Source organism: Streptomyces sp. NPDC090022, from assembly GCF_044748145.1.
GTDB lineage: Bacteria > Actinomycetota > Actinomycetes > Streptomycetales > Streptomycetaceae > Streptomyces.
In genome coordinates, this window is record NZ_JBIVFN010000013.1 from 138,997 (window position 1) to 163,412 (window position 24,416).

21 protein-coding genes are annotated in these 24,416 nt (G+C 73.5%); 16 read left to right on the forward strand and 5 right to left on the reverse strand.

Annotated elements, in window-relative coordinates; genetic code table 11:
* The first annotated feature begins 10 nt into the window (after positions 1-10).
* The 11 genes from ACIPXB_RS22855 to ACIPXB_RS22905 all read left to right on the forward strand — a co-directional run bounded on the left by ACIPXB_RS22855 (position 11) and on the right by ACIPXB_RS22905 (position 15,018).
* A complete protein-coding gene (locus ACIPXB_RS22855; RefSeq protein WP_401452704.1) occupies positions 11-3,451 on the forward strand; it encodes a S8 family peptidase in 3,441 nt (1,146 codons plus the stop codon).
* A gap of 97 nt (positions 3,452-3,548) precedes the next feature.
* Positions 3,549-3,893, forward strand: coding sequence for a DUF1330 domain-containing protein (locus tag ACIPXB_RS22860; protein WP_401452706.1), 345 nt, complete (start codon positions 3,549-3,551; stop codon positions 3,891-3,893).
* Between the two features lie 123 nt (positions 3,894-4,016).
* Complete coding sequence (locus tag ACIPXB_RS22865; RefSeq protein WP_401452708.1) at positions 4,017-4,706, forward strand: SDR family oxidoreductase; 690 nt, start codon at positions 4,017-4,019, stop codon at positions 4,704-4,706.
* Positions 4,703-5,680, forward strand: coding sequence for a methionine synthase (locus ACIPXB_RS22870; RefSeq protein ID WP_401452710.1), 978 nt, complete (start codon positions 4,703-4,705; stop codon positions 5,678-5,680). The genes ACIPXB_RS22865 and ACIPXB_RS22870 overlap by 4 nt, the downstream gene beginning before the upstream one ends.
* A 30-nt stretch (positions 5,681-5,710) precedes the next feature.
* Positions 5,711-7,933 carry an NAD-dependent DNA ligase LigA gene (gene ligA / locus ACIPXB_RS22875; RefSeq protein ID WP_401452712.1) on the forward strand — a complete coding sequence of 741 codons (2,223 nt, stop codon included), beginning with the start codon at positions 5,711-5,713 and terminating at the stop codon, positions 7,931-7,933.
* A 357-nt stretch (positions 7,934-8,290) separates the two neighbouring features.
* Positions 8,291-10,471, forward strand: a complete 2,181-nt coding sequence (locus ACIPXB_RS22880; protein ID WP_401452714.1) for a putative bifunctional diguanylate cyclase/phosphodiesterase — start codon at positions 8,291-8,293, stop codon at positions 10,469-10,471.
* 182 nt (positions 10,472-10,653) lie between these two features.
* Positions 10,654-10,950, forward strand: a complete 297-nt coding sequence (gene gatC, locus ACIPXB_RS22885) for an Asp-tRNA(Asn)/Glu-tRNA(Gln) amidotransferase subunit GatC (RefSeq protein ID WP_401452716.1) — start codon at positions 10,654-10,656, stop codon at positions 10,948-10,950.
* A 5-nt stretch (positions 10,951-10,955) separates the two neighbouring features.
* Positions 10,956-12,449 (forward strand): Asp-tRNA(Asn)/Glu-tRNA(Gln) amidotransferase subunit GatA, encoded by a 1,494-nt coding sequence (gene gatA / locus ACIPXB_RS22890; RefSeq protein ID WP_401452718.1) that lies wholly within the window; start codon positions 10,956-10,958, stop codon positions 12,447-12,449.
* Positions 12,446-12,685 (forward strand): hypothetical protein, encoded by a 240-nt coding sequence (locus ACIPXB_RS22895; RefSeq protein WP_401452720.1) that lies wholly within the window; start codon positions 12,446-12,448, stop codon positions 12,683-12,685. The genes gatA and ACIPXB_RS22895 overlap by 4 nt, the downstream gene beginning before the upstream one ends.
* Positions 12,686-12,701: 16 nt before the next feature.
* A complete protein-coding gene (gene gatB / locus ACIPXB_RS22900) occupies positions 12,702-14,210 on the forward strand; it encodes an Asp-tRNA(Asn)/Glu-tRNA(Gln) amidotransferase subunit GatB (RefSeq protein WP_401452722.1) in 1,509 nt (502 codons plus the stop codon).
* Between the two features lie 169 nt (positions 14,211-14,379).
* Complete coding sequence (locus ACIPXB_RS22905; RefSeq protein ID WP_401452724.1) at positions 14,380-15,018, forward strand: GNAT family N-acetyltransferase; 639 nt, start codon at positions 14,380-14,382, stop codon at positions 15,016-15,018.
* A gap of 90 nt (positions 15,019-15,108) precedes the next feature.
* On the opposite strand, the gene ACIPXB_RS22910 is transcribed toward ACIPXB_RS22905, so the two are convergent.
* Both ACIPXB_RS22910 and ACIPXB_RS22915 read right to left on the reverse strand, forming a co-directional pair.
* Positions 15,109-15,720 (reverse strand): GNAT family N-acetyltransferase, encoded by a 612-nt coding sequence (locus ACIPXB_RS22910; RefSeq protein WP_401452726.1) that lies wholly within the window; start codon positions 15,718-15,720, stop codon positions 15,109-15,111.
* Positions 15,717-17,849: a penicillin acylase family protein gene (locus tag ACIPXB_RS22915; protein WP_401452728.1), complete on the reverse strand. Its 2,133-nt coding sequence runs from the start codon at positions 17,847-17,849 to the stop codon at positions 15,717-15,719. The genes ACIPXB_RS22910 and ACIPXB_RS22915 overlap by 4 nt, the downstream gene beginning before the upstream one ends.
* Positions 17,850-17,914: 65 nt before the next feature.
* Between ACIPXB_RS22915 and ACIPXB_RS22920 the strand changes: the two genes are divergently transcribed.
* Positions 17,915-18,652 carry a siderophore-interacting protein gene (locus tag ACIPXB_RS22920; protein ID WP_401452730.1) on the forward strand — a complete coding sequence of 246 codons (738 nt, stop codon included), beginning with the start codon at positions 17,915-17,917 and terminating at the stop codon, positions 18,650-18,652.
* 60 nt (positions 18,653-18,712) lie between these two features.
* Here the strand turns inward: ACIPXB_RS22920 and ACIPXB_RS22925 are convergent, their stop codons facing one another.
* Genes ACIPXB_RS22925 through ACIPXB_RS22935 form a run of 3 tightly spaced genes read right to left on the reverse strand, consistent with a single transcriptional unit; the run spans position 18,713 to position 20,479 of the window.
* On the reverse strand, positions 18,713-19,216 hold the full coding sequence (locus tag ACIPXB_RS22925; protein ID WP_401452732.1) for a DinB family protein: 504 nt from the start codon (positions 19,214-19,216) through the stop codon (positions 18,713-18,715).
* A gap of 14 nt (positions 19,217-19,230) precedes the next feature.
* Positions 19,231-19,677 (reverse strand): hypothetical protein, encoded by a 447-nt coding sequence (locus tag ACIPXB_RS22930; RefSeq protein WP_401452734.1) that lies wholly within the window; start codon positions 19,675-19,677, stop codon positions 19,231-19,233.
* Between the two features lie 13 nt (positions 19,678-19,690).
* A complete protein-coding gene (locus tag ACIPXB_RS22935) occupies positions 19,691-20,479 on the reverse strand; it encodes a GNAT family N-acetyltransferase (RefSeq protein WP_401452736.1) in 789 nt (262 codons plus the stop codon).
* 55 nt (positions 20,480-20,534) lie between these two features.
* Between ACIPXB_RS22935 and ACIPXB_RS22940 the strand changes: the two genes are divergently transcribed.
* From ACIPXB_RS22940 to ACIPXB_RS22955, 4 genes are all read left to right on the forward strand, one after another.
* Positions 20,535-20,933, forward strand: a complete 399-nt coding sequence (locus tag ACIPXB_RS22940; RefSeq protein ID WP_401452738.1) for a signal peptidase I — start codon at positions 20,535-20,537, stop codon at positions 20,931-20,933.
* 193 nt (positions 20,934-21,126) lie between these two features.
* Positions 21,127-23,382: an MMPL family transporter gene (locus tag ACIPXB_RS22945; RefSeq protein ID WP_401452740.1), complete on the forward strand. Its 2,256-nt coding sequence runs from the start codon at positions 21,127-21,129 to the stop codon at positions 23,380-23,382.
* An 83-nt stretch (positions 23,383-23,465) separates the two neighbouring features.
* Positions 23,466-24,053, forward strand: a complete 588-nt coding sequence (locus ACIPXB_RS22950; protein WP_401452742.1) for a hypothetical protein — start codon at positions 23,466-23,468, stop codon at positions 24,051-24,053.
* Between the two features lie 195 nt (positions 24,054-24,248).
* On the forward strand, positions 24,249-24,410 hold the full coding sequence (locus ACIPXB_RS22955) for a hypothetical protein (RefSeq protein ID WP_401452744.1): 162 nt from the start codon (positions 24,249-24,251) through the stop codon (positions 24,408-24,410).
* The last annotated feature ends 6 nt before the right edge of the window (positions 24,411-24,416 follow it).

Below are 24,416 nucleotides of genomic sequence, written 5' to 3' on the forward strand. Positions count from 1 at the left end.
GGGGGAAACCGTGCGCAGAACAGCGAACAGGGCGGGTGCGGCGGTCATCGCCGCCGCGGCCGCCGCGGCACTGCTGGCGGGGCTGACCACCCCGGCCGGCGCCGCCCCGCCCCGCCCGTTACCGGCCGGCGGGCAGACCGCCGGGCAGACCGCCGGGCAGACCACGGGCCAGGCCGCCGGCCAGGATGCGGGCCAGGGACCGGCCCGCATCACCCTCGTCACCGGGGACCGGGTGACGACCGACGCCGCGGGCCGGCCCGTCGGCATCGAACGCGCCAGGGGCCGCGAACACGTCCCGTTCGTCACCGAGCGGCACGGCGACCGCATCAGCGTCGTCCCGCTCGACGCCCAGCGCCTGATCGCCGAGGGCCGCCTCGACGCCCGCCTCTTCGACCTCACGGAGCTGCGGCGCCCCGAGCACCTCCGGCGCGGCGACGACCTCCGGCTGATCATCGGCTACGAGAGCGCCGCCCCGGCCGCGCAGGCCGGCCCGTCCGCCCGGGCCGGCGTACGCGCCACCCCGGGCCTGCGGGTCTCCCGTACGTACGACACCCTGGCCGCCGACGCCGTCAGCGCGGCCCCGCGCGACGCGGCCGCCGTCTGGGAAGCCCTCACCGACCTCACCCCGTCCGCCGCGGGAGGCCCGGGCCGGCGCACCACCGCCCCCGGCATCGCCACCGTCTGGCTGGACGGCGTCCGCACCGCCCGGCTGGACCGCAGCACCCGGCAGATCGGCGCCGACCGGGCCTGGGCCGCCGGGTACGACGGCACCGGCGTGAAGATCGCGGTCCTCGACACCGGGATCGACGCCACCCACGCCGACCTGGCCAGCAAGGTCGCTGCCGCCCAGAACTTCTCCACCGACGCCGACACCCTCGACCACGTCGGCCACGGCACGCACGTCGCGTCCATCGCCGCGGGCAGCGGCGCCCGCTCCGGCGGCGCGTTCAAGGGCGTCGCACCCGGCGCCACGCTCCTCAGCGGCAAGGTGCTCAACCAGGCCGGCGGCGGCTACGAGTCCGGCATCCTCGCCGGTATGGAATGGGCCGCCGCCCAGGGCGCCGACATCGTCAACCTCAGCCTCGGCGGTCCCGACACCCCGCAGACCGACCCGCTCGAAGCGGCCGTGAACAGGCTCTCCGCCGAGCGCGGCATCCTCTTCGCCGTCTCCGCCGGCAACAGCGGAGCCCGGGGCGCGGGCACCATCTCCTCGCCCGGCAGCGCCGACGCCGCCCTCACCGTCGGGGCCGTCGACGACGCCGACGTCCTCGCCCCCTTCTCCAGCCGCGGCCCGCGCACCGGCGACGGCGCGGTCAAGCCCGACGTCACCGCCCCCGGCGTGGACACCACCGCGGCCGCCGCCCCCGGCAGCGTCATCGACCGCGAGGTCGGCCAGAACCCGCCCGGGTACCTGACCATCTCCGGCACCTCCATGGCCGCCCCGCACGCCGCCGGCGCCGCCGCGCTGCTCAAGCAGCGGCACCCGCGGTGGACGGGCGCCGACCTCAAGGGGGTCCTCACCGGTTCCGCCCGCGCCGGCTCCCACTCGCCGTTCCAGCAGGGCAGCGGCCGCATCGCCGTGGACCGGGCGCTCGGCCAGAGCGTCGTGGCCGAGCCGGTGTCGGCGGTGTTCGGCGTCCAGCCGTGGCCGCACCACGACGACACCCCGCAGACCCGGCAGGTCACCTACCGCAACCTGGGCGACACCCCCGTCACCCTCGACCTCGCCGTCGAGGGCACCGCGCCCGGCGGCTCGCCCGCCCCGGCCGGCTTCTTCGGGCTCGACGCCGCGCGGGTGACCGTACCGGCGGGCGGCAGCGCGAGCGTCGGGCTCACCGTGGACACCCGGATCGGCGGCACCGAGGACGGCACCTACCACGCGTACGTCGTCGCGACCGGCGGCGGGCAGAGCGTGCGGACGGCCGTCGTCGCCGACCGTGAGCCCGAGTCGTACGACCTGACGATCCGCCACCTCGGCCGCGACGGGGCCCCGCCCGCCGCCTACCGGACCACCGTCCAGGGCACCGAGGGCGCCGCCACCGGCCGCCGCTTCCAGCCCTACGACGCCTCCGGCACCGTCACCGTGCGCGTCCCGCGCGGCGGCTACCTGCTCAACGCCAACCTTGCCGCGGACCCCGCCGACCAGAACAAGGGCGTCGACTGGATCGCCCAGCCCCGCCTGGAGATCACCGGCGACACCACGGTGACCGTGGACGCGCGCACCACGCGGCCGGTGGACATCACCGTCCCCTCGGCCACCGCCGTCCAGGGCTTCGCCGTCCCCAGCTACACCCTGCGCACCGCAGGCCTGCGCCAGGGCTTCTCCTGGCTCCTGGACTCCTACGCCGCCCTGCGCACCCGGCACCTGGGCCCCGACGCCGCTCCCGGCACGCTCACCCAGCAGTGGGACGCCCACTGGTCGGACGGCCCGGATGAGGAGTACCACGTGGCCCTCGGCGGCCCCGTGGACCGCCTCGGCACCGGCTACACCCGCCACCTGCGCCCGCGCGACCTGGCCACCGTGGCCGTGGAGCAGGGCAGTTCGGCCGCCGGCCAGCAGGGCATCCTGACGGTCCTGGGCTGGCTGCCCTCCGAGGACGGCGCCAGCGGGTCCTGGGCGCCGCGGCCGCTGCCCACGACGGCGACGCTGCGGCTGTCCACCGTGGACCGGGCGCGCTGGGAGATGACCTTCGAGCAGGCCGACGGCGTGGACGAGAACGGCTTCCCGCGGATCCGCAGCCTCTACGCCCTGGACGCCCCGCGCAGCTTCGAGGGCGGCCGCCACTACCGCGAGCGGTTCAACACGGCCGTCTTCGGTCCGCGGTCCGACGGCGCCCTCGGTCTCTACCGGACCGGGAACACGATCACGGGCGCCGGTCTGCCGCTGCTGGCCGACGGCGAGGGCCACATCGGCGAGCTGTACGGCGTCACCGGTGACACCGTCCTCTACCGCAACGGTGTCGTGGCCGCGCGCACCGACCGCCCGCTGCCGCTCAGCGGCTCCCTGGCCGTCCCGCCGGACCCGGGGACGTCCGCGACGTACCGGCTGACGACACGGATGGACCACGACCCGGCGCTGGGCGGGACCTCCACGCGGATCCTGGCGAGCTGGACCTTCCGCTCGCAGGAGAGCGCGGAGCGCACCCGGCTGCCCGCCTCCACGGTCCGCTTCACACCGCGGACCTCCCTGTCCGGCACCCTTCCGGCGGGCCGCACGGTGCGGGTCCCGGTCACCGTCCAGGGGCCGGCGGCGGACACGGGGGTGCGCTCGCTGAGCGTGTACGCGTCGTACGACGACGGCTACACGTGGCTGCCGCTGACCGTGAAGGACGGCGCGGCGCAGGTGAAGAACCCGGCGCGGGGCGGCGCGGTCTCGCTGCGCGGCGTCGTGACCGACACGGCGGGCAACCGCTCGGAGGTGAGCGTGATCCGCGCGTACCTCACGGACTGAGGGACGGTCCATGACCCCGGAGGTCATCGCCTCCGGGGCCACGGCCCGGCAGGATCGTTTCCGCGAAGCAGTCCACGTACTCCGAGGAGCACTCGCCATGACCGCGTACGCCGTCGCCCACATCCGCCCCACGCAGCTGAACGAGGACATCCTCACGTACATCGAGGCCATCCAGGCGACTCTGGACCCGTTCGGCGGCAGGTTCCTCGTCCACGGTGCCGAGGTCGAGGTCCTCGAAGGGCCCTTCCCCGGCACGGTGGTGATGATCGCCTTCCCCGGCATGGAGGGCGCCCGCGCCTGGTACACCTCCGAGGCCTACCAGGCCATCCTGCCGCTGCGCACCCGCCACATGGAGGGCGAGGTCGTCCTCGTCGAGGGCGTCCCGGCCGGGTACGACGCCGGGAAGACCGCCGCCCGGCTGCGCACCGAGGCCGGCCTCTGACGGACCACCGGTGTCCCCGGCCCGCGCGGGCCGGGGACACCGGCCGGGGTCACGAGCGAGGCTGCCGGCTCCGCGCCGGGGTTCGCCACGGCCGGGCCCGGGCGGGGTGCGAGCATGGTCGGCATGGCTACTCACCTCATCACCGGTGCCGGGTCCGGCATCGGCGCCGCCGTCGCCGACCGCCTCCACGCCCGCGGCGACGACCTCGTCCTGCTGGCCCGGGACGCCGCCCGGGGCAAGGAGCTCACCTCCCGCTACCCCGGTTCGCGCGCGCTCGTCGCCGACCTCGCCGACCCCGACCGGATCTCCTGGGCCTTCTCCCACCAGGCGCTGCCCGACCGCCTCGACTCCCTGCTGCACGTCGCCGGGATCGTCGACCTCGGTCCCGTCGGCGAACTGCGCCCCAGGACCTGGCACCAGCAGCTCAACGTGAACCTGATCGCGCCCGCCGAGATCACCCGGCTGCTGCTGCCCTCGCTGCGCGCCGCCCAGGGCCAGGTCGTCTTCGTCAACTCCGGCGCCGGCCTGACCGCCCACGCCGAGTGGGGCGCGTACGCCGCCTCCAAGCACGGTCTCAAGGCCCTCGCCGACTCCCTGCGGGCGGAGGAGAAGCCGAACGGGATCCGCGTGACCTCCGTCTACCCCGGCCGTACCGCCACCCCCATGCAGGCCAAGGTGCACTCCCAGGAGGGCAAGGAGTACGACCCCGCCGCCTGGATCGACCCCGCCTCCGTCGCCGCGACCGTCCTGATGGCCGTCGACCTGCCGCGCGACGCCGAGGTCAACGACCTGACCGTGCGGCCGGGCCGATGACCGCGACCGGAGTCGGCTCCCTGCCCGGCGGCGACGCCCGGGAGGCCGCGAAGGTCGTCACCGGCACCTTCGAGGACTTCCCCTACCTGCCCGAGCTGCCCGCCCGCGGCCCCGGCGCCGACATGATCGGCCGCTCGCTCGGCCTGCTCGTCGACATGTACGCGCACGTGGAGCCCAGCGGCTGGCGGATCAGCGACCGGCCGGGCCGCGACACCAAGCGGGCCCGCTCCTGGCTCGGGGAGGACCTCGACGCGCTGGAGGAGTTCACCCAGGGGTACGAGGGGAAGCTGAAGGTCCAGGCCGTCGGCCCGTGGACGCTGGCCGCCGCCCTGGAGCTGCGCGGCGGCGAGGCGCTGCTCCAGGACCCCGGCGCCTGCCGGGACCTGGCCGGATCGCTCGCCGAGGGACTGCGCGCGCACCTGGCCGACGTGCGCAAACGGATCCCCGGCGCCGAGGTCGTGCTCCAGTTCGACGAGCCGTCGCTGACCGCCGTCCTCAGCGGACGGGTGCGGACCGCCAGCGGCTACCGCACCTACCGGGCCGTGGACCGCCAGGTCGTGGAGGCCGCCCTGCGCGAGCTGTTCGCCGTCCACGACGGGGACGTGATCGTGCACTCCTGCGCGCCCGCCGTCCCCTTCGCCCTGCTGCGCCGGGCCGGCGCCACGGGAGTGTCGTTCGATTTCTCGCTGCTCACGGAGCGCGAGGACGACGCCCTGGGCGAGGCCGTCGAGGGGGGTACGAAGCTCTTCACCGGAGTGGTGGCGGGCACCGACGGTCCGTTGTCGGACCCGGCCGGTAGCGTCATGGGTGTCAGGAAGCTCTGGCGCAGGCTGGGGCTGGCCCCGGGGGCTCTGGAAGAGTCCGTCGTGGTCACCCCGTCGTGCGGACTGGCGGGCGCTTCGCCCGGCTACGCCCGCGCGGTGCAGGCGCACTGCGTCAGGGCGGCGAAGTCGCTCGCCGACAACCCTGAGTGACGGACCGGACGGGCCACGGGAGGACACGGCATGGCAGCCGAACAGCAGGACACGGCAGTACCGACGGCGGCGCGTGAGCAGCACGCCCTGCTCGCCGAGCAGGTCGAGGAGCACCGCTTCCGGTACTACGTCAACGACCAGCCGGTCGTCAGCGACGCCGAGTTCGACCAGCTGCTGCGCTCGCTGGAGGCGCTGGAGGAGCAGTACCCGGAGCTGCGCACGCCCGATTCGCCCACCCAGAAGGTCGCCGGGGCGTACGAGACGGACTTCGCCTCCGTCGAGCACCGCGAGCGCATGATGTCGCTCGACAACGCCTTCGACGACGAGGAGCTGGCGGCCTGGGCCGAGCGGGTGGCCCGGGACACCGGCACCGCCGCGTACCACTACCTGTGCGAGCTCAAGGTGGACGGCCTCGCCGTCAACCTCACCTACGAGCACGGCCGCCTCACCCGCGCCGCCACCCGCGGCGACGGGCGCACCGGCGAGGACATCACGCCCAACGTGCGCACCATCGCCGAGATCCCCGACCGGCTGGCGGGGCCGGACGTCCCCGCGCTCGTGGAGATCCGCGGCGAGGTCTTCTTCCCGATGGAGAAGTTCGAGGAGCTCAACGCCCGCCTCGTCGAGGCGGGCGACAAGCCCTTCGCCAACCCGCGCAACGCGGCCGCCGGTTCGCTGCGCCAGAAGGACCCGAAGGTCACCGCCACCCGCCCGCTGCACATGGTGGTGCACGGCATCGGCGCCCGCGAGGGCCTGGAGACCGACCGCCTCTCGCAGGCCTACGAGCTGCTGCGCCAGTGGGGCCTGCCCACCGCCCAGCACAACAAGGTGGTCTCCACGCTCGACGAAGTCCGCCGGTTCATCAGCCACTTCGGTGACCAGCGGCACTCCGTCGAGCACGAGATCGACGGCGTGGTCGTCAAACTGGACGAGATCCCGCTGCAGGGCCGGCTCGGCTCCACCGCGCGCGCCCCGCGCTGGGCCATCGCCTGGAAGTACGCGCCGGAGGAGGTCAACACCAAGCTCGTCGACATCAAGGTCGGCGTCGGGCGCACCGGTCGGGTCACCCCGTACGCGCAGGTGGAGCCGGTGAAGGTGGCCGGTTCCGAGGTGGAGTTCGCCACCCTGCACAACCAGGAGGTGGTCAAGGCCAAGGGCGTGCTCATCGGCGACACCGTGGTGCTGCGCAAGGCGGGCGACGTCATCCCCGAGATCCTCGGCCCGGTCGTGGACCTGCGCGACGGCAGCGAGCGGGAGTTCGTGATGCCCGCCGAGTGCCCCGAGTGCGGGACCCCGCTGCGGGCGATGAAGGAGGGCGACATCGACCTGCGCTGCCCCAACGGCCAGACCTGCCCGGCGCAGTTGCGCGAGCGGCTGTTCTACCTGGCCGGCCGGCAGTGCCTGGACATCGAGAACTTCGGCGCGGTGGCCGCGGCCGCGCTCACCAACCCGCTGGAGCCCGCCCGGCCGCCGATGCTCGACGAGGGCGACCTGTTCTCGCTGACCGTCGAGCAGCTGCTGCCCATCAAGGCGTACGTCCGCGACGCCGACAGCGGCCTGCCCAAGCGCGACCCGAAGACCGGCGAGGAGAAGGTCGTCACCGTCTTCGCCAACCAGGACGGCGAGCCGAAGAAGAACACGCTGTCCATGCTCGCGAACATCGAGGCCGCCAAGGACCGCCCGCTCGCCCGCGTCATCAACGGTCTGTCGATCCGTCATGTCGGCCCGGTGGCCGCGGAGGCGCTGGCCCGCGAGTTCCGGTCCATCGAGCGCATCGAGCAGGCGAGCGAGGAGGAACTCACCGCCACCGAGGGCGTCGGCGCGATCATCGCCGCCTCGCTCAAGGAGTGGTTCGCCGTCGAGTGGCACCAGGAGATCCTCCGCAAGTGGCGCGCGGCCGGGGTCCGGATGGAGGAGGAGGGTTCCGGCGAGGAGGCCGGTCCGCGCCCGCTGGAGGGGCTGACCGTGGTCGTCACCGGCACTTTGCAGAACCACACCCGGGACGGAGCCAAGGACGCCCTGCAGAGCCGCGGCGCGAAGGTCACCGGCTCCGTGTCCAAGAAGACCTCCTTCGTCGTGGTCGGCGACAACCCCGGTTCCAAGTACGACAAGGCCATGCAGCTGAAGCTGGCCATCCTCGACGACGCCGGATTCGAGGTGCTGCTGGAGCAGGGCCCGGACGCGGCGCGCGCGGCCGCCCTTCCGGTGGAGGGCGCGGCCGAGGGGGAGCCGAAGGCGCCCGCGGGGGAGTAACGAAGGCGAACGGATGCGTGGCGTGCGGCCGTACGGGCGGGCGCACGCCCGGCGCGGCATCCGGTCGCAAAGGGCCGGCCGGGGGCTAGCCGCAGGGCGGTGAGCTGTCGGATCATCGGACGGGTGACAGGGGGGTCCCGGTCCGAACTCACCCGTTCGGCGGATACCGTACTGATGACGATGGCTGGGGCACATTCGGGCAACCGCCGCCGACCGCTGCCCCTGGGAGCCTCCTGCGGCCTACTGTTGAGGGGTGCGCCTGTCGTGCACGGCTGCGTGATGCGCTTCGGAGTCGTGGTGGCATGACATCGGGGCCATCGCGTGACATCGGCATCGCCGGCTGTGAGAGGGACGGGCATGAAACCCACCGAAAGCGCCGACCCGTCACCTGATGTCGGCGGGGACGTTCCGTCGTCGCGGACGGGCCGGTTCGGGATTCTGGGCACCAGAGCTCCGCAGGCGCACCCGCTCGACACCGGCACGGGGGCGCAGGGAGCGGGACCGCGCCCCGTGCTGCCCCTGGTCGTCGTCGGCCTGTCCGTCCTCGTCCTCGCCTTCGGTCTCGTCCGTGCGCTGAGCGAGCGTCAGGCCCTGTTCCCCGGCGGCAGCGTGGGCTGGGCGCTGGCCCTGCTCACCGGCATCATCGTCGGCCACCTCGTCGCGCTCGGCCGCGACCGCTGGTGGGGCGGCACCGGCTCGGGCGCCGCCCTCACCCTCGGGGTTCTGCTCCTGTACGGCTGGCTGCCCGCCGGCCTGGTCTCGCTGGCGGTGGTCTCCCTGGTCGGGGCCGCCCGCCGGCACCGCTGGCGACAGGGGCTGCTGCACGGCTCCGTCGACATCCTCGGCATCGGGGCGGCGGCGCTGCTGCTCGCCGCGCTCGGCGAGAGCCCCTCGGTGGAGACCCCCTGGAGGCCGACCGGCTGGACGCTGGAGGCGGCCCCCCAGGTCGCGCTGGTGGCGGTCACGTACCTGGCGGTCACCCGGGTGCTGCTGTGGCTGGCGCTGTCCCCGCGGGGCGGCGGCCTGCCGACGGTGGCCCGCACGGCCCTGCTGCGGCAGGGCCTGGTCGCCGTCGCCCTGCTGGGCATCGCCCCCCTGATCTGCGTCGTCGCCGTCACCGTGCCCGTCCTGCTGCCGCTGTTCGCCGTCCCCCTCATCGCCCTCGACTCCACGCTGTGGATCGCCCGGGCGCGGGCCGAGGAACAGCTGCGCGACCCGCTGACCGGGCTGCCGAACCGGCAGTGGCTGCTGGAGCGGGCGTGGACCGCGCTGGACGAGGCTGAACGTTTGGGCACCCGGTCAGCTCTTGTGCTGATCGACCTGGACCGGTTCCGCGCCGTCAACGACACGCTGGGCCATCTGGCGGGCGACCGCCTGCTGCTCCAGATCGCCGACCGGCTGCGCCAGGCCCTGCCCGAGGACGCCGAGGCCGCCCGGCTCGGCGGCGACGAGTTCGCCGTCCTGCTGCCCGTCGCCGACTCGCAGACCAGTGCCCAGCGGGTGGCCCGCAACCTGGTGGCCGAGCTCAGCTCGCCCCTCGACCTCGACGGCCTGACCCTGGTCCTGGAGGCCAGCGCGGGCCTGGCGGTCTTCCCCGATCACGCCCTGGACGCGGAGGGCCTGCTGCGGCGGGCCGATGTCGCCATGTACCAGGCGAAGCGGGACCGCACGGGCGTCGAGGTCTACGAGTCCAAGCGCGACAGCAACACCCCCGACCGGCTGGGGCTCCTCGGCGACCTGCGGCGGGCGCTGGACGCGGGCGAGGTCGAGCTCCACTACCAGCCGAAGGTGCGCTTCGACGGACACGTGGCGGGACTGGAGGCCCTGGTCCGCTGGGTCCACCCGGAGCGGGGGCGGGTCTCGCCGGACGAGTTCATCGCGATCGCCGAGACCTCGGGCCTGATGCCGCACCTGACCGAGTACGTCCTGGAGACCGCCCTGGCGCAGGTCGCCCGGTGGCGCGCGCAGGGGCTGAAGGTGCCGGTCGCCGTGAACGTCTCGCCGCGCGACGTGCACACCCCCGGGTTCGCGGGCGCGGTCGCCGCGCGGCTGGCCCGGCACGGGGTCCCGGCGAGCGGCCTGCAGCTGGAGATAACGGAACACGTGCTGCTGGAGGACCCGCAGCGGGCGGCCGACACCATGGCGGGCCTGACGGGCCACGGCGTGAAGATGTCGCTGGACGACTTCGGCACGGGCTACTCCTCCCTGGTCCACCTGCGGCGGCTGCCGGTCAGCGAGCTGAAGATCGACCGCTCGTTCGTGGCCCGGCTGGCGGTGGACGCGCAGGACGCGGAGATCGTCCGCTGCACCGTCGACCTGGCCCACTCCCTCGGCCTGCTGGTCGTCGCCGAGGGCGTGGAGGACGACGAGACCTGGGAGCGCCTGCGGGACCTGGGCTGCGACGCCGTCCAGGGCTGGCTGGTCGCCGCCGCGATGCCGCCGCAGGAGGCCACCGCCTGGCTCCTGGCCCGCGGCGAACGCGGCTGGCGCCGCCCGGCAGACCTGGCGGCAGCCGAAGCCGACGCCCCGGTGACGTAGGGCCCCTCCCCGGGGCCCCTCCCCGGGGCTCCGCCCCGTACCCCGTGCGCTCGAATGCCGCGCGGGCTTTTCGAGCGGAGCCCCGACGGGGCCCGGGGTGTTATCCGTTTCGTGGTGCGTGGGGCCAGCCCCATAGGATTGGGCCCGAAACTACACACTCACCACCCCCAGAGGATCGCTGCATGCCTGGCATCACGCGCGAGGAGGTCGCCCACCTCGCTCGGCTGGCGCGTCTGGAACTCGCCGACGAAGAGCTCGTGCACTTCGCCGGACAGCTCGACGACATCATCGGCGCGGTCGCCCGCGTCGCCGAGGTCGCCGACCAAGACGTCCCGCCGACCTCCCACCCGCTGCCGCTGACCAACGTCATGCGCGCGGACGAGGTCCGACCGTCGCTCACCCCCGAGCAGGCGCTCTCCGGCGCCCCGGCACAGGAGCAGCAGCGTTTCAAGGTGCCGCAGATCCTGGGGGAGGACTAATCACCATGAGCAACATCATCAAGCTCACCGCCGCCGAGATCGCCGAGAAGATCGCCTCCGGCGAGCTCACGGCCGTCGAGGTCACCGAAGCCCACCTGGCCCGCATCGACGCCGTGGACGAGAAGGTCCACGCCTTCCTGCACGTGGACCGCGAGGGCGCGCTCGCCCAGGCCCGCGCCGTGGACGCCAAGCGTGCCGCCGGCGAGAAGCTCGGCCCGCTGGCCGGCGTACCGCTCGCGCTGAAGGACATCTTCACCACCAAGGGCATCCCCACCACCGTCGGATCGAAGATCCTCGAGGGCTGGATCCCGCCGTACGACGCCACCCTGACGCGCAAGCTCAAGGAAGCCGACGTCGTCATCCTCGGCAAGACCAACATGGACGAGTTCGCCATGGGGTCCTCCACCGAGAACAGCGCCTACGGCCCCACCGGCAACCCCTGGGACCTCACCCGGATCCCCGGCGGCTCCGGCGGCGGTTCCTCCGCGGCCCTCGCCGCGTACGAGGCCCCGCTCGCCATCGGCACGGACACCGGCGGTTCCATCCGCCAGCCCGCCGCCGTCACCGCGACCGTCGGTGTCAAGCCCACCTACGGCGGTGTCTCCCGCTACGGCATGGTGGCCTTCTCCTCCAGCCTCGACCAGGGCGGCCCGTGCGCCCGTACGGTCCTGGACGCGGCCCTGCTGCACGAGGTCATCGGCGGCCACGACCCGCTGGACTCCACCTCCATCGACGCCCCGGTCCCGCCGGTCGTCGAGGCCGCCCGCAACGGCTCGGTCGCCGGCATGCGCGTCGGCGTGGTCAAGCAGTTCCGCGGCGAGGGCTACCAGGCCGGCGTCGTGCAGCGCTTCGACGAGTCCGTCGAGCTCCTCAAGGAGCTGGGCGCCGAGATCGTCGAGCTGGACTGCCCGTCCTTCGACCTGGCGCTCGCCGCGTACTACCTGATCGCGCCGTCCGAGTGCTCCTCGAACCTGGCCCGCTTCGACGCCATGCGCTACGGCCTGCGGGTCGGCGACGACGGCACCAAGTCCGCCGAGGACGTCACCGCCCTGACCCGTGAGGCCGGCTTCGGCGACGAGGTCAAGCGCCGCATCATCCTCGGCACGTACGCGCTCAGCTCCGGCTACTACGACGCGTACTACGGCTCCGCCCAGAAGGTCCGCACGCTCATCACGAAGGACTTCGAGAAGGCCTTCGAGCAGGTCGACGTCATCGTCTCCCCGACGACGCCCACCACCGCCTTCCCGATCGGCGAGCGCGCCGACGACCCGATGGCGATGTACCTCGCGGACCTGTGCACCATCCCGACCAACCTGGCCGGCAACTCCGCCATGTCGCTGCCCTGCGGCCTGGCCCCGGAGGACGGCCTGCCGGTCGGTCTGCAGATCATCGCCCCCGCGATGAAGGACGACCGCCTGTACAAGGTCGGCGCCGCCGTCGAGGCCGCCTTCGTCGCCCGCTGGGGTCACCCGCTGCTCGAGGAGGCACCGTCGCTGTGAGTGCACTGTCCAAGGCCAAGGGCTTCAAGAAGTCCAAGTCCGGTACCTACCTGTCGATCGGCACCACCGCGTTCGGTGCCATCAGCGTGATCAAGCAGGCCCGCAAGGCCCGCACGGAGCACGACACGCTGCAGCTGGTCGACGCCGTTGTGTCCGCCGCCGCCATCGTCACCGGCCTCGCGATCCTGTACCGCGAGCTGAAGCGCCTGGGCGACGACGACGTCCTGCTGGGCTGAGAGGGAAAGTTTCACCGTGACCGTCACTGAACTCCTGTCGTACGACGCGGCTCTCGCGACGTACGACCCCGTCATGGGCCTCGAGGTCCATGTCGAGCTCGGTACCCGGACCAAGATGTTCTGCGGCTGCTCCACCGAGCTGGGCGCCGAGCCCAACTCGCAGACCTGCCCCACCTGTCTCGGTCTGCCCGGCTCGCTCCCGGTCGTCAACGCGATCGGCGTCGAGTCGGCCGTCAAGATCGGTCTCGCGCTGAACTGCGAGATCGCCGAGTGGTGCCGCTTCGCCCGGAAGAACTACTTCTATCCGGACATGCCGAAGAACTTCCAGACCTCCCAGTACGACGAGCCGATCGCCTTCAACGGCTACCTGGACGTCCAGCTGGAGGACGGCGAGGTCTTCCGCGTCGAGATCGAGCGCGCCCACATGGAGGAGGACACCGGCAAGTCGACCCACGTCGGCGGCGCCACCGGCCGTATCCACGGCGCGTCCCACTCCCTGCTGGACTACAACCGCGCCGGCATCCCGCTCATCGAGATCGTCACCAAGCCGATCGAGGGCGCGGGCGAGCGGGCCCCCGAGGTCGCCAAGGCGTACGTCGCCGAGCTGCGCGAGGTCATCAAGGCCCTCGGTGTGTCCGAGGCCCGGATGGACAAGGGCCAGATGCGCTGCGACGTGAACCTGTCGCTGCGCCCGCACGGCACGAAGACGTTCGGCACCCGCAGCGAGACCAAGAACGTCAACTCGCTGCGTTCCGTCGAGCGTGCCGCCCGCTTCGAGATCCAGCGCCACGCGGCCGTCCTGCAGTCCGGCGGCACGATCGTGCAGGAGACCCGTCACTTCCACGAGGACGACGGCTCCACCACCTCCGGCCGCATCAAGGACAACGCCGAGGACTACCGGTACTTCCCGGAGCCCGACCTGGTCCCCGTCGCCCCCGCGCGCGCGTGGGTCGAGGAGCTGCGCGCCGGCCTGCCCGAGATGCCGCGCGTGCGCCGCAACCGCCTGCGCGAGGAGTGGGGCGTCAGCGAGCACGACATGCAGTCGATCCTCAACGCGGGCGCCGTCGACCTCATCGTCGCCACGATCGAGGAGGGCGCCGACACGGCGGCCGCCCGCAAGTGGTGGATGGGCGAGCTGGCGCGCAGCGCCAACGAGCAGGGCAAGGGCCTGGACGAGCTGGGCATCACCCCGGCGCAGGTCGCCCGGGTCGCGGCCCTGGTCGCGGAGGGCTCGCTCAACGACAAGCTGGCGCGCCAGGTCCTGGAGGGCGTCCTCGCGGGCGAGGGCACCCCGGACGAGGTCGTCGACCAGCGCGGTCTGAAGGTCGTCTCGGACGAGGGCGCGCTGGGCGCGGCCGTGGACGAGGCCATCGCGGGCAACGCCGCCATCGCGGACAAGATCCGCGGCGGCAAGGTGGCCGCGGTCGGCGCGCTGGTCGGCGCGGTCATGAAGACCACGCGCGGCCAGGCCGACGCGGCCCGCGTCAAGGAGCTCATCCTGGAGAAGCTGGGCGTCTCGGAGTAACGCCGGCGGCTCCTGCTCGCGGCCCCGCACCGCCCGACGGGTGGTGCGGGGCCGCTGTGCTGCCCAGGAGCCCGAACCGGCCTGAATTCACCTGTACTTCTGGCCGGAAAGAGCCAGCAAGGCTCTATAGTTAGGCAAGCCATACCTAAGTTGAGGAGTGCAGAAGCGCATGAGACCCGACTCCACCGACCTCGCTTCCCCGCGGGCGGACGTCTTCACCGAGACCGTCGAAGGTTTCGGCACCCTCCGCTTCACCCCCGTCGACCCCGCCACGGACTCCGCCGTGCTGCACGCCTGGGTCGTCGAGGAGCGGGCGGAGTTCTGGGGCATGAACGGCGCCAGCCGTGAACTGGTCCAGGAGATCTACGAGGACGTGGACCGCCGCGACACCCACCACGCCTTCATGGTGCGGCTCGACGACGAGCCGGTGGCGCTCTTCCAGACGTACCAGCCGGCCGAGGACCGCGTCAGCGAGTGCTACGAGGTCCGGGACGGCGACATCGGTGTCCACCTGATGCTGGCCCCGATCGCCGGGCGGCCGCGTCCGGGGTTCAGCCGCACCCTGGCCGGGTCCCTGATCCGCTTCACCTTCCGCGACCCGGCCGTCCTGCGCGCCGTCGGTGAGCCCGACGCCCGCAACGACAAGGCCCTCGCCATGCTGAACCGCCTCGGCTTCGTCGTGCAGGGGGAGATCACCCTGCCCGAGATCGACCTGCCGGAGGTGTACCTGCCCGAGAAGCGGGCGGTGCTCGCCTTCCTCGACCGCCCCGCCGTCCTGCCGCCCCCGGAACACCTGCAAGCCGCCTGACGGCGCCCCGCGCCCGTCCGTACGACACGGGCGCACACGCGACGGACCCGTCCGGCCGGAACCTCCGGCCGGACGGGTCCGTCGTCGTGTTCAGCGGCTCGCGGCCGCGGTCCCCGGGGCGTCGAGGAAGGCCAGGCGGGCGCGCTTGGCCGGCAGCTGGACCTCGGGCAGGTCGATCTCGGGGAGGACGACCTCCGGGCCGAGGACGAACCCGGAGCGCTCCAGCCGGGCGATGGCCTTGGCGTTGGCGGCGTCCGGTTCGGCGACCACCCGGCGGGTGCCCGGCAGGGAGAAGACGTAGCCGATGAACACCTCCATCAGCGCGCCGCTGAAGCCGGGCCGCGGCTCGCCCTCGCAGGGCGCGATGAACAGATGGGCGCCGATGTCGCCGGGGCGGACCTCGTAGACCTCGCAGACCCGGTCCTCGGCGCAGTCGTACGTCTGGAAGAGCGCCGCCGGTGCGCCGTCGAGCCGTACCAGGTAGGCGTGGTGGGTGGTGCGGCGGTCCACGTCCTCGTAGATCTCCTGGACCAGTTCACGGCTCGCGCCGTTCATCCCCCAGAAGCGGGCCCGCTCCTGGCTGACCCAGCCGTGCAGCAGGGGCGCGTCGACCGCCGGGTCGAGGGGGGTGAGGGTGACGGTGCCGAAGCCGTCGACGTCCCGGGTGTGGACCGGCGTACCGGCGGACACGGGGGCGGTCATATCGACTCCCTGGTGAGCTCGGTCCAGTCGGTGACCACGGGGACGAGGTCGCCCCGCGTCCAGAGCGGGAGCTGGTCGTGGTGGTGCGGGGTGCCGGTCACGCCGTCCACGCCGAGCGGGACGACCCACAGGCTGTCCTCGCGGCGGGCCAGGTCCCAGACGTACCGGGCGGCAGAGCCGCGGGCGCAGAGGTCGGTGACCCCGGGCACGGAGGAGGAGGCGTTCACGCAGTCGTGGTCGCCCGCCAGCCCCGGCCAGGTGGCGTCGGGGTCGGGGACCGCCTGCCAGGGGGCCAGCCGGTGGAGCGCCGCCCACGGGGTGTCGTGCGCCTCTCCGGCGACGTCCTCCAGGGCCGTCCGCAGATGGGCCGCGCGGTCCAGGCCGGGCAGCAGCGCGGTGGTGAGCAGGCCTTCGATGGCGTAGCCGACGCGCGGCAGCAGGTGGAGCCAGGGGTGGAACACCTCGGGGCCGGTGGGCGCGTCGCCGAGCGCCGCGAAGGCCGGGTCGGCGGCCAGGCGGCGGGCGAGCGCGGTGCGCAGGGCGGCGAACGCGGCGGCGTCGGTGCTGTCCGCGTCCATGCGGCGGTCCCAGGCCAGCAGCCGGGTGCGCAGTGCGGAGGCGGCGGGGGAGAGGCCGTCGAGGGTGGCCAGGAGGGCCAGGACCGGCTCGGCGGAGGCCAGATGGGTGTCGGTGTGGACCTCGGCCATCCGCCCGGGCGTCCAGTCCGCGGAGCCGCTGAGCAGCGCGCGGATCCGGTCGGCGCGGTGCGGGGGCGCGAACTCCACGCCCAGCGGGGAGGCGATGCCGCGGGCGTTGGCCATGACGGCGAAGCCCTGTACCGGCTCCGTGGGGGTCGGCGCCCAGCCCCGCCAGGCGTACCGCTCCTCCCAGGCGGGCACCGGGCGCAGCCGGTTGGCGCGGTCGCGTTCGGGTACGGCGCCCGCGACCCGGTGCAGCAGGCCGCCCTCGGTGTCGGCGGCGTGGACGACGTTGACCGGCTCGGCCCAGCCGTCGACGGCCCGGTCGATGTCGGCGACCGTACGGGCGCGCAGCAGGGCGGGCAGGACGGCGAAACCGAGTTCGGAGCGGACCCGGGGCGGGTAGCGGAGGCTGATGGTCCGCTCAGGGGTGTCGATGATGACCGGACCGCGGTCGGTCTCCAGGACCTCGACGGTGACGTCGTCGGCGCCGGCGACCGCGATGGTCTCGGTGTGGCGGCGGACCGGGTGCCAGTGGCCGTCGGGACCGAGGGCGGTGGTCCCGCCCTTCCCGTCCTTCCCGCCCTTCCCGTCCTTCTCTGCCGTGGCCTCGTCCGTGGCCTCGTCCGTGGCCTCGTCCCGGCGGATCCGCTCGACGTACAGGTCCTGGTAGTCGGCCATCGCGTTGGTGATGGCCCAGGCGGCGGTGCCGGTGTGGCCGAAGTGCGCCAGGCCCGGGACGCCGGGGACGGCGAGGCCGACGACGTCGTACTCGGGGCAGGCCAGCCGGATCTGCTGGTACACGCCCGGGTCCTCGATGAACCGGTGCGGGTCGCCCGCGATGATCGCCGCACCGGAGGCCGTCCGGTCGCCGGGGACCAGCCAGCCGTTGCTGCCGGAGGTGCCCGGGCCATCGGTGGCGAAGAGGGTGATGGCCTCGTCGCCGAGGGCGTCGGCGACCCGGTCGCGCCACAGCTTCGTGGGGAAGCCGGCGAAGAGGATGTGGGTCGAGAGCCAGATGCCCAGCGGCACCCAGGGCTCCCAGGGGGTGGGGACGAGCCCCGCGGCGGCGAAGCGCGCGTCGCGCGCTTCGCCGGCGGCGAGCCCGTCGTTGACCCCGTCGACGTACGCCCGGACCCAGGCCGCGGTGTCGGCGTCGAGCGCCTCGAAGCAGCGGCGGGCGGTGTCGTCGAGGCGGACCTGGCGGGCGAAGCGGTCCCATGCCACGGCGTCGGGGCCGAGGAAGGCGGCGGTGGAGCCCTGCGAGCGGTGCCGCTCCACCTCCAACTGCCAGGCCCGGTCCCGGGCGGTGGTCCGGCCCTGGGCGTACGAGAGCGGCAGGTGGCCGGATGCGCGAAGATGGGGGACACCCCAGGCGTCCCGGTAGACCTCGTGCTCCGCGGTACGCGCATCGTTGACTGTGCTGGTCACACTGCTCCCCAGGTGCATTAGGTTAGGCTGGCCTAACTATAGAGGTTGATGGGAAAGGGGTGGACATGGCCGCGGTCAAGGGCTGGGAAGGCGTGGTCCTCAAACTGCTGCGGGGCAAGGACTTCACGTTCACGGTGACGGGTGCGCAGGACGTGACGGAGAACTACCGTCGCGTGCACCTGGAGGACGGTGGCCTGCTGGCGGCGGCGGGGGACTCGCTGCACCCGACGATGTGGGTGCGCCTGTGGTTCGAGGACGACGGCAAGCCGCACCAGCGCGCCTACACCCTCGTCGACCCGGACCCGGCCGCCGGCACCTTCTCCCTGGAGTTCGCGCTGCACGACGGGGTCGCGAGCGACTGGGCGCGGGGCGCCGAGGCGGGCGACACGATCGAGGCCACCGTCCAGGGGACGGGCTTCACGGCGCCCGCGCCGACGCCCGAGCGGCTGCTGGTGATCGGTGACCCGGCGTCGCTGCCGGCCATCAACTCGCTGCTGGACGCCTACCCCGAGACCCCGGCGACGATCTGGTTCGAGACCCAGCACGACGCGGACGCCGACCTTCCGCTGCGCACCGACGGCGCGCGCCACGACATCCGCCGCGTCGGCCGCGCCGGCGGCGGCGCGGCCCTGGTCGAGCAGGTCAAGGCCCAGCTGCCGGCCCTGGTCACGGACCCGGCGTCGGCGTACGTCTGGCTGGCCTGCGACGCGGCGACGACGCGCACGCTGACGTCGTACCTGCGCAAGGACCTGGCCCTGCCCAAGCAGCGGGTGAACGCGCTGGGGTACTGGCGCGCGGCCTAGACGCCAGGGAGTTCCGGTGGGGCCGCCCCGTCCCGGGAGCGGCCCCACCGGAACGCCTCCTCAGGCACCCACCACGCCGTCGATGCCCTCGCGCAGGAAGTCGGCGTGGCCGTTGTGGCGGGCGTACTCGTGGATCAGGTGCAGCATCACCAGGCGCAGCGAGACCTCCGCCTCCCACTTCGGGACGTACGCCGTCACCTCCAGGGACGGGGCCCGCTCCTCGATGCGGCGGGCGCGGGCGACCTCCGCCTCCCAGGCCGGGAAGGCCTGCGCGCGGGTCGATTCCGAAGCGTCGTACGCAGCCTGGAAGTCCGAGCTGTCGGACCAGAGGTGCGGCAGGTCCTCGCCGCCGACGACCCGGCGGAACCAGTGGCGTTCGACCTCGGCCATGTGCCGGACCAGGCCCAGCAGGGACAGCGTCGACGGCGGCATCGACCGGCGCCGCAGTTGTTCGTCCGTCAGTCCCTCGCACTTCATGGCGAGCGTGGCGCGGTGGTAGTCGAGGTACCCGCGCAGGGTCGCTCGCTCGTCGCCGGTCAGCGGTGGTCCGATGCGTCCGTCCATGGGCCGATCCTGCCTCACCCGACCCGGCTGACCCAGACCGGGAACGGCCCGCGGCGGCGGCGCGGCCCGCGGCCGTCGCCGTCCCCGTCCCCGCTCCCATCCCTGCCCCCGGCCCCGAGGAAGGCCTCGACGATCGGCCCCAGCTCGTCCGTGGCCGCGTACGCCCCGCTGAACGGCAGCGCCTCCGCGCCCACCGAGCGGGTCGAGCAGCGCAGCTGGCCGGCCTGTTCGTCGTGCCACACGTAGAACGTCGCGGGGCCCTCGAAGCCCTGCTCCCGCACCCGGGCCCGTACCGCGTCCGCCGTGCGCTCGAAGGCGGTCACCACCTCGCGGACGGACCGCGACCCCCGGTCCGCCAGATCCGCGCTCAGCCACCAGGTGTTGGCGGCCTCGGCCAACCGGTCGGCGGGATCCAGTACGACCGGCGCGTCCCCGATCTCCGCTATCCAGGCCAGCAGCACCCTCCGTGTCCCCTTACCGGCCCGCGGACCAGATGTACGGCGTCGTGACGCCCAGGACCTCGAAGCCCAGCCGCTCCAGGATCGGCCGGCTGTTGTCGGAGGCGTCCACCTGGAGGTACGGGATGCCCCGGGCGGCCGCCTCGCGCGCGCGGTGCGAGATCAGCGACCGGTAGATGCCCTTGCCCCGCCACTCCTCGACGGTGCCACCGCCCCACAGGCCCGCGAACGAGCTGCCCGCGCGCATCTCCATCCGGGCCGCGCTCACCGGGCGGTCGCCCGCCATCGCCACGACGGCCGTGATCGTCTCGGGGGCCTCGGTCAGTCGGGTCAGCAGCTGGGCCCGGATGCGCGGCCGCGTCACCTCGAACGCCTGGCGGTGGACCTCCATCATCAGGTCCACGCCCGCCTCGTCCGTGACCGGAACCAGCGTGATCCCCTCCGGTACGACCGGCTCCGCCGCCACCTCCGCCACCCGCGCCACCATCAGGGTCTCCGGCGGCTCCGGGACGAACCCGGCCGCCGTCAGCCGGGCGGCGAGGTCAGCCGGACCGTCGTGGTCGTACAGCTTCCACTCGAAGTCCTCGGCCCCCGCCCCCGCGAAGTGCGCCACCTGCGCCGCGATCTCGGCGTCCGCCGTGTCCGCCGTCAGCCGCGACCAGAGCACACCGTTCCAGCCGTCGGCGGGCGCGGTCTGCCGTACGACGTCCCCCACCCGTTCGACCAGGGCCCCCGGTGCGTCCGCGACGGCCCCGCGGCGCTCCTGGGCGTCGTACACGTCCCGTACGTTCACTGCATCTGTCATTGCCGCAGCTCAGCAGGCGTCGTGCGGCGCCGCAACTGCATTAATCTGCCGCCGTATGAACGAGAACGTGACCACCGCCGGCGCTCCCGCCGCGAGCGACGGCGTGTACGTCGGCAAGGCCGGTCCCGAGGCCGCCGTCGACCGCGGCTGGCTGCTCGGCCACTTCAAGGAGCCGGACGATCCCCGGCACAGCGAGGACGTCGAGATCAAGTGGGGGGTCCACCCCAAGGGGGAGCGGCGCGCGCAGTGGGTGCGCGGCGAGGACCGCACCGCGCTGCTGGTGCTGATCAGCGGCCGCTTCCGGATGGAGTTCCCGGGCCGCGACGTCGTCCTCGCCGAACAGGGCGACTACGTGATCTGGGGACGCGGAGTGGACCACTCCTGGGAGGCGGAGGAGGAGACCGTGGTCCTCACGGTCCGCTGGCCCTCCGTCCCGGGCTACCGCGTCGAGTGAGGGACGAAAGTCCCCGAGGGGCCCGAAACCCTGTGACAGTGCCCACGAAACGGGCCAACGATCACGAAACGCTGCAAGGGTGACCCTGTGGACCATCCCGGGGCGACCCCCTCAGGCGACGGTCAAGCGTTCATGCGTTCTTTGCGTCGGGCCGTATCCCGGTGAAGATCCGAACCACCAGGGAGCTCGTCCGTTGGCAGCAATCGCACGGTGGTGCCTGCGGCACCGTCTCGTCGCCGTCCTGATCTGGCTGCTCGCCCTCGGCGCGACCGCCGCCGCGGCCGCCACGGCCGGCACCGCGTTCTCCAACGACTACGAGGTCCCCGGCACCGAGTCCGGCCGGGCGCACGCGCTCCTGCGCGAGGGCTTCCCCGGGCAGGGCGGCGACAGCGGCACCGTCGTGTGGCGCACCCCCGCCCACGAGAGCGCCCGCACCCCCGCGGTGGAGCAGCGCATGAGCCGGGCCCTGGACACCATCGCCGGACTTCCCGGCGTCGCCTCGGTCGTCAGCCCCTACGGCCCTGAGGGCGCCGCCCAGATCAGCGGCGACGGACGCACCGCGTACGCCGTCGTCACCTTCGACCGGCCGGCCGACGCCGTGCCCAAGGAGCAGGCCCGGGCGGTCGTCGACGCCGCCAAGAACGCCGCCACCGAGCAGGGCGGCCTCCAGGTCGAACTCGGCGGGCGCGCCATCGGCCTCACCGAGGCGCCCGGCGCCCACCTCGCCGAGGCCATCGGCGTGGTCGTGGCCGCCGTCGTCCTCTTCCTCGCCTTCGGCTCGCTCGCCGCGAGCCTGCTGCCGATCGCCACCGCCCTGGTCAGCGTGGGCACCGCCTACGCCGGCATCACCCTGCTCGGCCACGCCATGCCGGTCGCCGACTTCGCGCCCATGCTCGGCACGCTCATCGGCCTCGGCGTGGGCATCGACTACGCGCTGTTCATCGTCACCCGGCACCGCACCGGCCTCAAACAGGGCCTGACGGTCGAGGACGCCGCCGGGAACGCCGTCGCCACCACCGGCCGCGCCGTCGTCTTCGCCGGCGCGACGGTCTGCATCGCCCTGCTCGGCATGCTGGTGCTGCGGCTGGACTTCCTGGACGGCGTGGCGCTGGCCGCCTGCCTCACCGTGGTCCTCACGGTCGCCGCCTCGGTGACCCTGCTCCCCGCCCTCCTGTCCTTCATCGGCATGCGCGCCCTCTCCCGCCGCGAGCGCCGCAGGCTGGAGGAGGAGGGCCCGCTGCCCGAGCGGCCCACCGGGTTCGCCGCCCGCTGGTCCGCCTTCGTCGAACGCCACCCCAAGCTGCTCGGCGTCCTCGCCACCCTCGTCATGGTGGTCCTCGCCCTGCCCACCCTCGCCCTCCACCTGGGCACCTCCGACCAGGGCAACAACCCCGCGCACTCCACCACGCGCAAGGCCTACGACCTGCTCGCCGCCGACACCACCCGCGACGGTGGCTCCGGCGCGGGCTTCGGGCCCGGCACCAACGGCCCGCTCACGCTCGTCGCCCGCCTCCAGGGCCCGGGCGACCGGGCCGCCCTGGACCGGCTCGGCGAGCGCCTGCGCGACACCGACGGGGTCGCCGGCGCCTCACCCGCCACCGTCAACCGCGCCGGCGACACCGCCGTCCTGACCGTGGTCCCCGAGACCTCCCCGCAGTCCCGGGCCACCAGCGAACTCGTCGACCGGCTGCGCCACGACGTCATCCCGCGCGCCGAGCAGGGCAGCACGATGCGGGTCCACGTCGGCGGGGCGACCGCCGGCTACGACGACTTCGCCGAGGTGATTATCGGCAAGCTGCCGCTCTTCGTCGGCGTCGTCATCACCCTCGGCTGCGTGCTCCTGCTGCTCGCCTTCCGCTCGCTGGGCATCCCGGTCAAGGCCGCCGTCATGAACGTCGCCGCCGTCGCCGCCTCCTTCGGTGTCGTCGTCGCGATCTTCCAGTGGGGCTGGGGCGCCGAGCTTCTGGGCCTGGGCAGCGCGGGTCCGATCGAACCCTTCCTCCCGGTGATCATGGTGTCCGTGCTCTTCGGACTGTCCATGGACTACCAGGTCTTCCTGGTCAGCCGGATGTACGAGGAGTGGCTGGAGACCGGCGACAACCGGCGGGCCGTACGCGTCGGGCTCGCCGAGACCAGCCGCGTGATCAACTCGGCCGCGGTCATCATGATCTCCGTCTTCCTCGCCTTCGTGCTCAGCGGCGACCGGATCATCGCGATGTTCGGCATCGCGCTCGCCGTCGCCGTCGCCCTCGACGCCTTCGTCCTGCGCACCCTCCTCGTCCCGGCCCTCATGCACATGCTGGGCGGCGCCAACTGGTGGCTGCCCGGCTGGCTGGAGCGCCGGCTGCCCAGGATCAGCATCGAACCGCCCGGCCGCGACGCCCACCCGGCGCTGCCCGCACCCCGGCCGGCCGCCCAGGACACCGAACCGGCCGCCCTCTCCCGCTAGCCGATCCCCCGCGGGGCCGACCGCACGGTTCGGCGGCCCGGTTTCTCAGAGAGCTCTCATGCGGGCCGCCTACCGTGCCCCGCATGAACCTCACGAAGACCGACAGCCCCGCCGACCAGCCGGCCGACGCGGAGTCCCGTACCGAGCCGGCGACGGACGCCGAGGCCGCGGCCCCGGCCGTATCCGAGAAGCCGGCCGGCGAGGACGGCCAGGACACCAGGGCCGAACTCGACGACGCGGACGAGCTGGAGGAGCTCGACGAACTCGACGAGACCGAGCAGACCCCCACCGGAGTCGGCGCCGCCGCCTGCGCCGTCTTCGCGGCCGGCCTCGGTCTCCTCGCCCTCAGCGGCAGCTGGGTCTCCCGGGTCCTCGCCGAACGCCAGACCCTCGTCGGACAGATCCACGCGTCGGAGGCCGCCAGCACCGAGGCCAAGATCGAGGCGCTGTACGGAGACGCCTGGCACCTCACCGCCCTGGTCAACGGTGTCGTCTCCGCGCTCGCCCTGCTGCTCGCCGTCTTCGTGCTGCTGAGCCCCGCCTTCGGCGCCCCCGGCCGGGTCCACCCCACCTGGGTCAAGGCCGTCGCCTGGGCCGGTATCGGCTTCGGCGTCCTGGGCCTGCTGGTCTTCGGCGTCATCTACGCCCTCCCCCTGCCGAGCGCTCCCTAGGACCCTGAGGACCCCTTAGGTTCCCAGGCCTTCCGCCCCGGCCGCCTTAGTCCGCAATGGGGACACCCGCCACCGGACTAAGGCCCCCTGCCCCGCCGGGATGCGGCATGAGCCCGATGCGCCGGCACCCTCTGGGACGCGAATCTTGGATCACACCGAACGAGGTGCCCGAGAGAACCGACCAGGGAGAACGACATGTTCGAGCACGAGATCGCCTCCAGCCGCCGCGCCGACCTGCTCCGCGAGGCCGCCGAATACCGTCTGGTCCGCCAGGCCAAGCGGGCCCGCCGCTCGCGCGGCAACGAGAGCGAGGGGCGGGTGAGGCGGAGCAGGAGCCGCTTCCTCCCCACCGCGTGAGGACGG